This is a genomic window from Niallia sp. FSL M8-0099 (genome assembly GCF_038006945.1).
Classification (GTDB): Bacteria; Bacillota; Bacilli; order Bacillales; family Cytobacillaceae; genus Niallia; species Niallia circulans.
Window position 1 is genome coordinate 788,118 of record NZ_JBBOWF010000002.1, and the last position, 13,397, is coordinate 801,514.

8 protein-coding genes and 1 pseudogene are annotated in these 13,397 nt (G+C 34.9%); 3 read left to right on the forward strand and 6 right to left on the reverse strand.

Annotated elements, in window-relative coordinates:
- Positions 1-184: 184 nt before the first annotated feature.
- Positions 185-856: an NAD(P)H-dependent oxidoreductase gene (locus NSQ92_RS18595; RefSeq protein WP_047943827.1), complete on the forward strand. Its 672-nt coding sequence runs from the start codon at positions 185-187 to the stop codon at positions 854-856.
- A gap of 120 nt (positions 857-976) precedes the next feature.
- On the opposite strand, the gene NSQ92_RS18600 is transcribed toward NSQ92_RS18595, so the two are convergent.
- The 4 genes and pseudogenes from NSQ92_RS18600 to NSQ92_RS18615 all read right to left on the reverse strand — a co-directional run bounded on the left by NSQ92_RS18600 (position 977) and on the right by NSQ92_RS18615 (position 8,276).
- Positions 977-2,572 (reverse strand): response regulator transcription factor, encoded by a 1,596-nt coding sequence (locus NSQ92_RS18600; protein ID WP_341153058.1) that lies wholly within the window; start codon positions 2,570-2,572, stop codon positions 977-979.
- Between the two features lie 112 nt (positions 2,573-2,684).
- Positions 2,685-3,482, reverse strand: coding sequence for a sensor histidine kinase (locus NSQ92_RS18605; protein WP_341153059.1), 798 nt, complete (start codon positions 3,480-3,482; stop codon positions 2,685-2,687).
- Between the two features lie 302 nt (positions 3,483-3,784).
- Positions 3,785-4,372 (reverse strand): annotated as a pseudogene (locus tag NSQ92_RS18610) (glucose PTS transporter subunit EIIB); the annotation flags it as partial.
- Between the two features lie 1,243 nt (positions 4,373-5,615).
- Positions 5,616-8,276 carry a YhgE/Pip domain-containing protein gene (locus NSQ92_RS18615; protein ID WP_341153061.1) on the reverse strand — a complete coding sequence of 887 codons (2,661 nt, stop codon included), beginning with the start codon at positions 8,274-8,276 and terminating at the stop codon, positions 5,616-5,618.
- A gap of 526 nt (positions 8,277-8,802) precedes the next feature.
- Here NSQ92_RS18615 and NSQ92_RS26855 point away from each other — a divergent pair.
- Together NSQ92_RS26855 and NSQ92_RS18620 are read left to right on the forward strand one after the other, a co-directional pair.
- On the forward strand, positions 8,803-9,003 hold the full coding sequence (locus tag NSQ92_RS26855; protein ID WP_445669273.1) for a SunI/YnzG family protein: 201 nt from the start codon (positions 8,803-8,805) through the stop codon (positions 9,001-9,003).
- A gap of 587 nt (positions 9,004-9,590) precedes the next feature.
- Entirely contained in the window at positions 9,591-10,616 is a 1,026-nt protein-coding gene (locus NSQ92_RS18620) for a CdaR family transcriptional regulator (protein ID WP_341153062.1), read from the forward strand.
- 62 nt (positions 10,617-10,678) lie between these two features.
- On the opposite strand, the gene NSQ92_RS18625 is transcribed toward NSQ92_RS18620, so the two are convergent.
- Together NSQ92_RS18625 and NSQ92_RS18630 are read right to left on the reverse strand one after the other, a co-directional pair.
- On the reverse strand, positions 10,679-11,815 hold the full coding sequence (locus NSQ92_RS18625) for a glycerate kinase family protein (protein ID WP_341133014.1): 1,137 nt from the start codon (positions 11,813-11,815) through the stop codon (positions 10,679-10,681).
- Positions 11,816-11,830: 15 nt separating this feature from the next.
- The gene (locus NSQ92_RS18630; protein ID WP_172865627.1) at positions 11,831-13,132 is read right to left on the reverse strand and encodes a GntP family permease; all 1,302 of its coding nucleotides are present in this window, start codon (positions 13,130-13,132) and stop codon (positions 11,831-11,833) included.
- Between the last annotated feature and the right edge of the window lie 265 nt (positions 13,133-13,397).

A 13,397-nucleotide genomic window follows, 5' to 3' on the forward strand; every position in this document is an offset into this window, starting at 1 on the left:
TACTCTCCCCTTTTCCGTTGTAAATTAATGGAATTTTATATATATCATACACAAATAATGGATATATATGAAGAGAAATCAGACTGTTTTACCACAATAATTTCCTATGCTATACTCATAAACAAATTGGTTACCTTAAAGAAATACGGGGTAATGCAGATGGTTATAAGAAGGGAGATAAATTATGCGCAATAAAGAAGAGTTAAAACAAGAAATTCTTGCTGCCTATCATTTTCGTCATGCTACAAAAGAATTTGATCCAGAGAAGAAGATTCCAGAAAGTGATATGAAATTTATATTAGAAACAGCTCGTCTTTCTCCAAGCTCATTTGGTACTGAGCCTTGGAAATTTCTTGTGATTGAAAATCCAGAATTGCTGAATAAAATCAAACAATCGTCTTGGGGAGCGTATACAAAGATTCCAGCCGCCAGCCATTTTGTTATTTTATTAGCTAGAACAAAATTAGATACAGCCTATGATTCCGCCTATTTAAAAGAACAGTTTACCAATGTATCCAAGCTTCCTGCTGAAGTGATTCCAAAAATGATTGAACGGATAGAAGAATTTCAAAAGGAGGATTTCCGCTTAGACACCGATCGTTCTTTATTTGACTGGGCTTCTAAACAAACCTATATCGCACTTGGAAATATGATGACCGCTGCTGCCCAAATCGGCATCGATTCTTGTCCTATAGAGGGCTTTCATATGGAAAAAATGAATCAGTTATTAAATAAAGAAGGACTTTTAGAAGATGGCCATTTAGGAATTTCCGTCATGGTAGCATTCGGTTATCGTGCGAAAGATCCATATCCAAAAACACGCAGAGAATTTGATGATGTGGTGAAGTGGGTATAAGTTTTGTTTAAAATTGCCTAACGGAAAACTCTCCCCGCTTTAGTGACTATAATTAATGCGGGGGAGAGTAAAAAAAGGATAACTAGTTCTTTATTTATACTGTCTCCATGCTTCTTGTCTTTATGCTTCCTTTATACTTCTAGACATAAGACGATATTTTCTAGGGGTCATATGCTTAACTTGTAAGAACTTTTTTATAAAATAATCGGGATTCTGAAAACCTATGTTTGTCCCTATTTGATAAATGCGGTCATCAGTTTCTTCTAAAAGCCGGCATGCTTTTTCTATTCTATATTCATTTAAGTAATCTTTAAAGGCTACTCCATATTTCTTACTGAATAATTGGCCTAAATATACACTATTTATATTATATTTATCTCCTAATTTTCTTAAACTCAATTTTTCCATATAGCGCTCTGCAATGTCACTTTCGATTTTAACTAAGATGTCTTTTGATGAATAATTCCTGATACTATATAAATAGTTTGCAAAATGTAATGAATAGGTTAAAAACTCATCCATTGAAATTTTTCCAGATAAAATATTCTTCTGATCATGAATAAAAAGGAGGGGTTCATCATTAGAAAAATTCGGTTTATTATTCTTATTCCATAGGTCTGCTAATTGATAAATTAACAGAGTAAGATTGTTTTTTATTAATTGAGGATGCAGACATTTCTGTTGAAATTCTTCGTATATTTCTTTAACAATAATGTTTATTTTTTGCTCATTATTTTCTGATATACTATCAATATATTGATTTATCCGTTTTTGAGATAAGTGATATTGCTCTAAAGAAAATACTGGTGTGTTATCGCAATAAATGATTGATTTATCGACACAATAAAAATATTCATATTCTTTCCCTAAAACTACTTTATTATAGGAATCAGTTATTTCTTCTATTTTCTGTACTGTATTTCCGATATATATTTTCACCGTGAACGGCACTTCACTAATTAATCTTCTGTGAAGTTTCTCTATATAATTTGCTCTATAAACCTCCGAGCGATTGCATTGCCAAACAACACTTACTGAGTATTCCATGTTTGTATTTTCTATATCATAAAGAATAAGGAAATTCTCTTCCTGTACCATTTTTTCTATTACTTTATAGAGCATTTTTCTCCATTTCCTTTTTTCATCTGGCATAACACGTTCCTGCCTATTTTCTTGTACAACATCCATATTAATAAAGGTATAGTTTCTAAAATTCCCATACCTTTCTTTGACAAATTCGATGTCCTTTGAGGTAAATTTATCATATAAAATATTTTTTAAATGATAATCAATAATTGCCTTGTTCTTTTTTTCTTCCTCTTTTTCTTTTCTCTTTAGTACTATAAATCGTTTGTTAATGGTTTCTAGTAAATCGATTAGCTCCTTTTCCTGTATTGGTTTTAACAAATAATCAGTGACCCGATATTGAATAGCTTTCTTCGCATATTTAAATTCATAATATCCACTTAAGATTACAAATCTTATTTCCTTATCCATGCTCTGCTTTACTTGTTTAATTAATGCTAATCCGTCCATAACAGGCATTTTTATATCGGTAAAAACAATGTCAACATCATAGTCTCGAATAATTTGAAGAGCATCTTCCCCATTTCCGGCTTCATAACAAAGTTCAAAACCGTATTTTCCCCAGTCAATCATGACTTTAATTCCTTCCCGAATATATGGCTCATCATCAACAATAAGGGCTTTTAACATTATCTATTCCTCCTAAATGACCTTTCTCCTATTCAAAATGAATTTGTGAAAGAAACACTAAACGAAAAAGTAATTAACACCTGTACTGGAAATATGCTGCCAAGCTTAATCTCTATATAATGGGTAACTTAATGTATACTTCTGTTCCAGTGTAATTCTGGCTTTCAATTTCTAATTCCCCCTCCTCTTGATAGTGCATTTTTATCCGTAAATAGGCATTTAAGATTCCTGTGCTTTCTTCCCAATTGGATGTTGTCACATCATTTTTCTCAAGGGACTCTCTTATTTTCCTTAATCTCTTTGCATCCATCCCAACTCCGCTATCTAAAATTTCAATATAAATAGCATTCTCTTGTGCAGAGACGATGATGCTAATTTCTCCTCCATTTTTCTTTTTCTCAATCCCATGAATACAGGCATTTTCCACAAAAGTTAATATCAGCATCTTTGGAATATAATGCTCCTTGCATTCCTCTTCTACATAGATAGAAAAGTTCAATCTATCTACAAAACGATATTTTTGAATATTTAAGTATCTTTGAACATATGCTAATTCTTCCTCGACAGTAACAAAATATGAATCACTCCATTTGGTCATTCTTCTAAATAACTGTGCTAATTCATTAATAACTGTTGCACTTTCTCGATCTCCATTTAGTAAATTCCTCATTCTGATGCTATCAAGCGTATTATAAAGAAAATGTGGATTTACTTGACTTTGAAGTGCATTAAGCTCTGCTTTTGTTTTGGCTAATTCTATTTTCTGCTGTTCTCTTTCTTTTTTGTACACTTCACCTAATAATTCATCGATTTTAACCACCATGAAATTATAACTCCTTATTAAATCACCTATTTCATCTTTCCCTTCATTTATATTGATTCTTTCGAATATCCCTTTTTCTACTTTCAATAAATGCTGCTCTGTTAGAGCAATTCTATCTTGAAAAGACTTATTAATAAGCAAAATAACAAGTGTGGGAAATAGAAAATTAAAAATTATTAACACAAGTAGTACGGTTTTCTTGTTCTCAATGAGATCAAAAATATTAGTCTGATTATTAGATATATAGATATCCCATCGATCATTGATTGCTAGAAAAGAATCAGATAGATTAAATTTGGATTTTTCTTTTGATTCTAACTTTCGGAATATAGTATTCTTCTTCTCTGAACCATGATTACTAAAAATAACCTGATCATTATACGCAATTACAATATTATTACTCGTATCTTCCCTAATAAAGGACTGCCGCCAAATCTAGTCATTGCAGACCAGCCGATTAAACCAGGTAAAAAAGTAAACGCTGTATTAGCTATTAAATTGATAATACTAGCAAAGTCTGCCCATTGTGGATACGCTTGAACCACCGATTGCTCAAAAAAGATACCTTCACCTGTTAAGACATTATTGATTCCCATTAGTAAACCAGCTGTTACAATCGCAGGCAAAATCGGAATAAATATATCAGCTAACATTTTTACAGCACGCTGTAATGGATTTAAATTTTGTTCTGAGGCTTTTTTGACATCATCTTTCGACCCTTCGGATGCACCAGTTTGATTGATTAATTCTTTATAAACCTTCTCCACCGTACCTGGACCAATTACAACTTGAAATTGTCCATTTGCCGAAAACGACCCTTTCACTAAATCTATTGATTCAAGCTTCTCTTTATCTACTTTTGCTTCATCTGCTAATGCAAATCGTAATCTGGTCACACAGTGCGTTGCAGCAGAAATATTCTCTTTGCCGCCAATCGCTTCAATTATATTACTAACCTGCTGTTTATCTATGCTCATTTCTTACGTCCTCCTATTCTATGATGAAAGTAAATTCTATTCCAATACTAATAAAAACGTTTGCAAATCTTGTCGAATCTTGTATATACATGTCATAAAACTAATGATATAGATGTATATACAAGTTGTCAATAAAAAGGATAATACGTTTACAATAGTATTTTTTTCCATTAGATTAGAGAAATAAATCCTATTAGTAGTCCTAACACAAGCAGAAGATTAAGTAAGTAGAATAGTATTTTATTTGTTGATGATATTAAAACCTGCCAACCTTCCATAGCTGAATGGAGAAGATATTAATTCTTTTCTGTAGTATTTCAGGTATGTTTCAATAGTTTGAGTTTGGAAAGCAAATACTTACAATGGACCATTAGCCATCAGCTGTTTATGTCAAAGGAGTAGTAAAATATAGGAGAAATTACTGGAAAAAGGCTTCCCATTATGGCAAAGATGAGAGGATTCTAGCCTAAATGGGGTTTTATCAGTCAAATCTGTTGGGTTTTCAGGCAAATTTCTGTTTTATCAGCCAAAGTTAGGGACTTTTCAGCCAAACTTCATTTTTATCAGCCAAAGTTAGGGGCTTTTCAGCCAAACTTCGATCTTATCAGCCAAAGCTAGGGGCTTTTCAGCCAAACTTCGATTTTATCAGCCAAAACTGGGGGCTTTTCAGCCAAACTTCATTTTTATCAGCCAAACTTCGATTTTATCAGCCAAAGCTAGGGGCTTTTCAGCCAAACTTCGATCTTATCAGCCAAAGCTAGGGGCTTTTCAGCTAAACTTCATTTTTATCAGCCAAAACTGGGGGCTTTTCAGCCAATCTTCATTTTTATCAGCCAAAGTTAGGGACTTTTCAGCCAAACTTCATTTTTATCAGCCAAAGTTAGGGACTTTTCAGCCAAACTTCATTTTTATCAGCCAAACTTCGATCTTATCAGCCAAAGCTAGGGGCTTTTCAGCCAAACTTCATTTTTATCAGCCAAAGTTAGGGGCTTTTCAGCCAAACTTCTGTTTTATCAGCCAATCTCACTGGCTTTTCAGCTAAAGTCGAATTTTTTCAGCCAACATCAGTTTTCCTTGAAGCTTACATAATTAACATAAACACTTAATAAGGCTGATTCCTTCCTTCTTTTACCCTTTTCGGCATTACATTATTCTTAAAAATAAAAGCAAAAAGACTGTTCTATCATGTAGAAACAGTCCTTCGCTTTCCATAATGGGAGATTCCTTATCCACGTAGTCCCTATTAATGTATAATCTCGCTTGCTTTTGCCTTTTCTGTCATTTTTCTTGTTCCATTTGCTAATGGCTTTTTTAAAAATAGAGCAATAATCAAAGCAATTACACTAAAGACTATAAGCATACTGATTGAAAATAGTACTTTTTCCTTTACCATCCCACCTACGGTTTCTCTTAACAGGTTGATCGCATGTGTAAATGGTAGGTAAGGATTAATTTTTTGGAAAAAAGGTGGTGCAACTTGAATAGGAAAAGTCCCTCCAGAACCAGATAGCTGCAATACAAGAAAAATAATTGCTAATCCCTTACCTAAGTTGCCAAAAACAGAAACTAATGTATAAACAATTGTCATAAATACTAAGCTGATAAACATGCTGAACAATACGAATGCAACTGGTTCAGCTACATATGCCTTTAAAATAAACATATCTCCTAGTGTCACAATCAAGCTTTGACATAATCCAATTGTGACAAAGGTGAGCCATCTGCCAAAGTATACTTGGTTCGGTGTGTAAATCCCCTCAGGATCTCGAACATCCACGCGTAATAAAGAAATGAGCAGCAAGGCACCAACCCATAAACTCAAGGTTGTATAAAAAGGCGAATTCGCTGATCCATAATTAGGAATAGGAAATAAAGAATTTTCATTTAATACAATCGGATTTGATATAAAGTCACTTTCTTGTTGTATATCATTTTTCAACAAGGAAATAATTTCCCCTAAATCATATTCATCTTCAAATTTCCGAATAGAATCTGCCGTTTTAGTCAACGTCGCTTCTAAATTTGGCAATTCATTTTGTACCATATCTGCCGCTTTATGAACAGCATCTTCCACTCTAGGTAAATCCGTCTTAATAAATGCAGCTACTTTAGAAATATCTTGTTCAGCCGCGGGAAGATCATTACGAACAAAGTTTGCTGCTGCATGAATCTTCTCTTTCAGACTCGGAAAAGATTTTTGATAAAATTCTGCGGCATCATTAATGCCTGCTAAAACTTTGTCCGTATTTTTCTTGATAAGGTTTGTTGCTTCATGAATCTTCTTTTCTATTGTAGGTAAGTCAGAATGAAGCTTTGTTAATTCTTCTTGCGCAAAGGCAAGTGACTCATCCGTATTTTTTAATATCTCTTCTAGCTTTGGTATATTCGCCTGTGCACTTTCCAAATCATTCATTGCATTTTGAGCCGAATCCTTTATCCCCTCTATAGCACGATGTATAGCTGGCTCTGTTTGCTTGTCATAACGATTCATTAGAGTAGTACTAAGCTCAATTGCCTCTTGCGACAACGCCAATAAACTGGATGCTTTCTCCTTATCCTCTGCTTGAATCGTATGTAGCAGCTTTTTTTCTTGCTGAAAATTGGTTTGTAATGCCTGTAAGTCTTTAATTTCAGACAAAAGAGCATCATCTCCATTTGGAGTTACACTATTTAGAGTAGTAAATAATGCAACGGAACGTGTTAAACTATCGATACTAGTTTGCACTTGTGCTTGCAAAGCTACTGCATTTGTTTTTGCTTCCTCTTCAGTAAGATTACCATTTTGAACTAATGCAGCAAATTGGTGAACAGCATCAGCCGTTTTCTGATGGAGAAGAAGATTTTGTTTATATACTGGCCCTACTGCATCGAGCGCTTGCCCATTTGCATCGATAAACGCCGGCAGTGTATCTGCTAATTGCTTCCCGTTATTTATCCCTTGTTCGATTTTCTCTAATGAACCACTTGCTGTTTCCAAAAATGACTGCATGTCTTCTACATTCGATAATGCTTTTGTTACCATTTCACTAATGTCAGAAAAATGAGCATCTAGCTCCATCACGCCATCCGCTAACTTTTGAATTTCTGGCGCCTTTTCCTGTAAGACTAGAATGCCTTCACCAACCTTATCTAGTTCCGGAAGCTTTTCTTCTAATAACAGGATATTTTTACTCGCTTCATTAATATCTGGAAAAGCTGCTTCTAATGTTAAAATTTTTTGTGCTTGTTTATTGATTTCAGGCAACTTACCTTCCAGTGTTACTACTTTTTCTCCTAATTCATTTATTTTCGGAACTTCTTTTTCTAATGCGAAAATTTTCTCTTCTATATTTCTAATCGTCGGCAATTCTTCTTCCAGCTTAATTCCAGCATCATTAAATACACTCAATACGGATTCACTTACCGTATGAATAAAGTTTTCCTTTACTTGCTGCACAATCGTCGAGGCACCAGTAGAAGTCATCTTTGGTGCGATTGCATTTAACTTTTCATTTACACTATAATCAATCTCTGGTTTTACTTGTTTGTCCTCTAAAATAGTTGCAATCTTAGCGGAAAAATCATGAGGGATGTACAGGCTGGCATAATACTCTCCTTTCGTAACACCCTCCTTCGCTTTTTCTTTACTTACAAATTCCCAGCCAAGCTTATCATTTTTCTTTAAGCTTGAAACAATTTCATCGCCAATATTGACGGAGGAATCGCGAATAACTGCTCCTTCGTCTTCACTTGTTACTGCAATTTTTATCCCACTCGTATTCGAATATGGATCCCATGAAGCCGCCAAATTAAACCAAGCATATAGAGATGGCAGCACCATTAAAGCCACAATTAGAAGTGCCGCAACAGGCGCCTTAAAAATACGAATCCAATCATTTCGGTAAATAGTAAAAACATTCTTCAAAAAAATCACCCTTCGTTAGTTTATGAAGATGAATAGAAAAGCATTCAGAGGAGCGATTCTTATAAAGTCTCAAACAAAAGCTTCCTCCTGAAACCCTTATCATCTTAATAACGGCAGTCATCTAGAATCCATCCTCTTTTTTCTTAGTATATATTGGAAAAAACCTAATATTTCTCTATGATACCATTTCAAGTGATTCAACTAAACATAAATGAAGAAAGGAATTCACACAAAGCGCAAGTAATCAAAACACAACAACCTGCTAAGAAAAAACACCGGAGTATCATCAGAACTTTCCCACCATTTCCATTTCTTTTTCATGCTCACACCAAGTTATACAGAGCAATAAAACTTTGTGTTAAGACCAGTCAGTATGCTTGCTCATACTCTTTTAGAGAGTTACTTATCCCATGAAACTTTTCCCCATCATCTCCGTAAACATAGTTAAAAGGAGTGAATGGGAATGTTGGAAGTCAAAGTAACAAAAAACAATAACAAGTTACAAATAAAATGACAGCTAAGCACCATTGAAATACTCTTATCAGATATAACAGCAGTAACAAATGATGAAACATATGCCGGGAAAGAAATAAGCGGAATACGAATTGGTCTCCCTTATGGAAACACTGACAGGATCATCATACATACCAAAACAGATAATTATATTGTTTATAGAAGTATCGGAAATTTGAAGGATAAGATTATGGATTTTATGAAGGAAAAATAAATTTCTTTACCACCACAGTATTGGCTGATTTGTGGTGTTTATTCCTATTTGAACACGCTATCATTTAATGATATAGTTTATTTTATTAATAAGACTATACAATAAATATTAAGGATTGATTCTAACTATGCTTTTGATTAACGAACTTCCTATTGAGGTAACCAAGATTTATCCGTCAAGCAGCTTTAAGGGACTGGAAATTTTATTCCGCATAGAAAATCATGATTATCACTTTCTAATTGGAAATTCTACTAAACCTTTTCCCTTGAATGTAAAACACATATTCAAAGAAAAGGATGTCTGCCCGTTTTGCCAAAAGAATATTTACGCCGCTCCATTAGGCCAGCAGATTTGTTTAGAGTTTCAGAAAAATTTACCCATTCTTTTAAAGTATTTTCAAAAAAAGTATCCAGATATTTTTTAGAGTACTGAATTGTTTTGGTTTTCTCTCTACTTTTAATTTCCATTAAATGAAGTGCTTTCGACTATTCCTTTGCAATATAAAAAATCAAATATCTAATTCTCATATATACTATATAATAGCAAGTATTTTTCTTTCTTATTTAAAAGGTGGTGAGCCAGTTAAAATGTATGAATTAACACCCAAACAGGCACAAAAAATTGTAAATAAAATGATGAAGGATATTCCATATAATATTAATATTATGGATAAAACTGGCATTATCATTGGCAGTGGCAATAAAGAAAGAATCGGCACGCTCCATCATGGTGCAGTTGCTGCCATCAAACAAAAAAGAATAGTTCCTATTGAAAAGGATGAAGAATTTGTCAAGAAAGGAATTAATCTGCCTATTGAATGGAATAAGACTATATTAGGAGTAGTTGGTATTAGCGGGGAGATAAAGGAAACCAGCCCTTTTGGAAAACTAGTGAAGTCAACCGTTCTGCTATTAATTGAACAGAGCATTGCTTCCGAAAAAGAAAATAGGAGAAAGAATGTAAAACAGGAATTTTTCAACTTATTAATAGACTCAAATACTATTTATACAAAGGATTTAATAGACCAGGCATCCTCCTATAATGTTCAGCTAAATAAACCAAGTCAACTAGTCTATATCGAATTTCAGAAAAACGTTGATGAGACTATAGTCAAAGACTTTCCTTTCTTTCAGCCCTATCAAAATACACTATGTGTGGTTGTGCAAGAGCCAAACAACATGGAAGAGCTGCTAGAGAATCTAGCTAAATATCAAGATATCTTTATTTCCGTTAGCAAAATAAATGATAAAATCGCGGATGGTTTTCTTCAGACAAAATTGGCATTAAAAGTACTAAAAGGGTTGTTTCTTCATCAGAAAATCATATTTTATGCTGATTGTGAGTTTATTGCCGATTTATCTTATTCTTTGCAAAAAATAAAAAAAACAGCCCTTCAGTCAGACTTGCTGGAAACAAATGATGAACTTATCAAGACACTCCAGGCTTACCTTAACTGCAATATGAATATGAATGAAACAGCCAGCCAGCTGATTGTACATAGAAATACATTAAATTATCGATTGAATCGTATTCATAAAATTACAGGGAAAGATCCTAAAAATATATTGGATCTTGTAGAACTAATCTTTATGTTAATTAATCGTATCAAGTGAAGAAGCTGCTCCTAAGTCAAAGGAACAGCTTCAGCTATATACTCGTATGAAATCAAGCAATGCTATTTTAATAGTCTTGCAATACTCTCTGCCGTTCTTGCAAGATTTTCTTTTCCTTGAGCCAGCAAAGTGTCAATCGAAGCTGCTCCAGGGACAATCCCAAAAATGGCATCAAAACCTTCTTCGTACAAAACTTCCACATCCTGACCAATACACCCTGCCAGTGCGATTACTTTAATGTCACGGTTCACACTTTTAGCTGCTTGTGAAACTCCATATGGGGCTTTGCCAAACTTTGTTTGAAAATCAATGCCGCCTTCTCCTGTAAAACAATAATCTACTGCTTTTAACTTTTCCTTTAAATTGGTATATTCGATTACGATATCTATTCCTTTCTTCATCGTTGAATGAGTGAAAGCAAGTAAACCTGCCCCTAGGCCACCTGCAGCACCTGCACCAGCTGTATCTACTATATCGATTCCAAGATACTCTTTCACCTTGTTAGCGTAGTGACGTAGGTTTCTATCTAAAATTTGGATCATCTCTGGAGTAGCACCCTTTTGGGGACCAAAGACAACCGATGCTCCATTTTCTCCACACAATGGGTTTGTGACATCCGATGCAACCAATATATGCACATTTTTCAACTGTGGGATAACATGAGAACAATCAATTGTATTAAGTTCATTTAAATAACCGCCGCCAAACAACAATTCATTTCCATCTTTATCTAAAAATTTATAGCCAAGCGCAGCGGCCATACCCGTTCCGCCATCATTTGTTGCGCTCCCGCCAATTCCCAATATAATATCTGTAATGCCTTGCTCTATACATTCCCTTATTAATTCCCCTGTTCCAAAAGTTGTGGTAATAAGGGGATTTTTTGTTTCTTTGTTAACATGATGGATTCCGCTTGCAGATGCCATTTCAATGACAGCAGTCTTACCGTCTCCTAAAATACCATACTGTGCTAAAACTGGTGTATGAAGGGGTCCTGTAACTTCCTTTGTAACTAGTGTACCGCCTGTAGCGTCTACTAGTGATTGAACCGTCCCCTCTCCGCCATCTGCCATTGGAACATGGATACATTCTGCATCAGGGATTGCTCTTTTTATCCCTGCTTCCATAGCAACACATACTTCTTTTGCTGTCATACTTTCTTTAAATGAATCAGGAGCTAATAAAAATGTTTTCCCCATTGCTTCCACCTCTTTTTATAAAATAAATCCATATAGGATAATTGCTACAATAGTCATGCTTAAGCCAACAATACTTTCATAACCTGCCACTTTCATTCTGTCTGCCATACTCATATTCATAGCGTTGCGAGTAACATGAAAATAAGTTCCATGTGGTAAGTGGTCAATCACCGTAGCGCCAGTATGTGTCATCACTGCTGCAGCTATAGGTGCGACGCCAGTATTCAAGATTGCTTCTGAGAATGAACCAGTTGCCAAAATAACCCCTGTTGAAGTAGATGCTGTAGCGGCTGCCATTAAAGTTCCTGCAATTGGAGCAAGGAATGTGCCAGAAATGCCAGATGATTCTACTAAGGCAACTACTTGTGAAGGCAAGTCTGAAGCAGTAATCAATCCACCAATAGCACCTGCACCAATAATAATTAAAATGGTTGGTGTCATTCTATTTAAGCCAGCTGTACAATAATCCAGCAGCTTTTCTTTTTTCCCTAACGCCAGCGTACCGACAACTGCCGCAAAAGGCAAAATAAACAAGGAGTCAATGTTCAATTTTGTAAGTACATCTATTCCAAGCAATGCTCCTATTGGACTAATCATCAATAGAACAATAGCAATAATTGGAGTTATTAAAGCTTTAGATAAAGCCGGTAAATTGGAGACGTTTGCATTTTCTAGTTCTTCCGCCTCCTGATCTGTCACTTTCGTTCCTTTATACTTAATTAGCGATGCAAGGAATACTGTGACAATTACACCAAAAATAGCTGGAATAAGTCCCCCTATCATTACCTGGTTAACGTGAAGCTCAAATCCGCCTGCTGCAGCAATTGTATTAGGATTAGGAGATATAATATTTCCTGCTTTTCCCCCTCCGGATAAGGCAACTAAGACAGCAATCTTAGAATAACCCATTTTTTTTGCCACAGACAGAGCAATTGGTGCGACAATTAATACCGCTACGGGAATGAATACTCCTACCGCTGTAATGATCATCGTAGCTAATGCTAAAGATAGCATAGCCTTTGTCCCACCGAGTTTATCAACAATAAACTTGGCAATTGTTTCTGCTGCCCCAGATTCCATCATGACACCTGCAAAAACCCCTGCAGCAATAATACGGATAACTGTTCCTTGAACACTTTGAGTCCCTGACACTAAAATCGTAATTGTCTCTGAAAAATTAGCACCACCAATAAATGCTCCAACAATCGCCCCTAAAATAAGGGAATAAGTTGGGGCTAACTTAAACAAAATTAAAATAATTGCCAGCGCCAAACCACATAAAGCTCCAATCCAACTAATCTCTAACCCAGCTGCCATAAATAATCCTCCTAATCTATTAATCTTGACAATAACGGTCTATTACATTCGAATCTTCCAAAAATCATCCTTTGTTCTGCCCTTGTTTGGTAATATTACTAAAATTGGTGTATACCCCTTATAAACCATTTGCAAATAGAACCATTTGAATACGGTTTCATTCTATTTCATTGTAAGCCCTTTAACAATTGATAAACCAACCAAATTTCCTTGTTCATTTGCACAAAAACTAAGTTAGGAATATATAAACAGTTTCTTTATCACC

Coding starts and splice junctions, on each gene's coding strand:
- NSQ92_RS18630 (WP_172865627.1), bottom strand. CDS start 13,132: ATGGCAGCTGGGTTAGAGATTAGTTGGATTGGAGCTTTATGTGGTTTG.
- NSQ92_RS18625 (WP_341133014.1), bottom strand. CDS start 11,815: ATGGGGAAAACATTTTTATTAGCTCCTGATTCATTTAAAGAAAGTATG.
- NSQ92_RS18620 (WP_341153062.1), top strand. CDS start 9,591: ATGTATGAATTAACACCCAAACAGGCACAAAAAATTGTAAATAAAATG.
- NSQ92_RS18600 (WP_341153058.1), bottom strand. CDS start 2,572: ATGTTAAAAGCCCTTATTGTTGATGATGAGCCATATATTCGGGAAGGA.
- NSQ92_RS18595 (WP_047943827.1), top strand. CDS start 185: ATGCGCAATAAAGAAGAGTTAAAACAAGAAATTCTTGCTGCCTATCAT.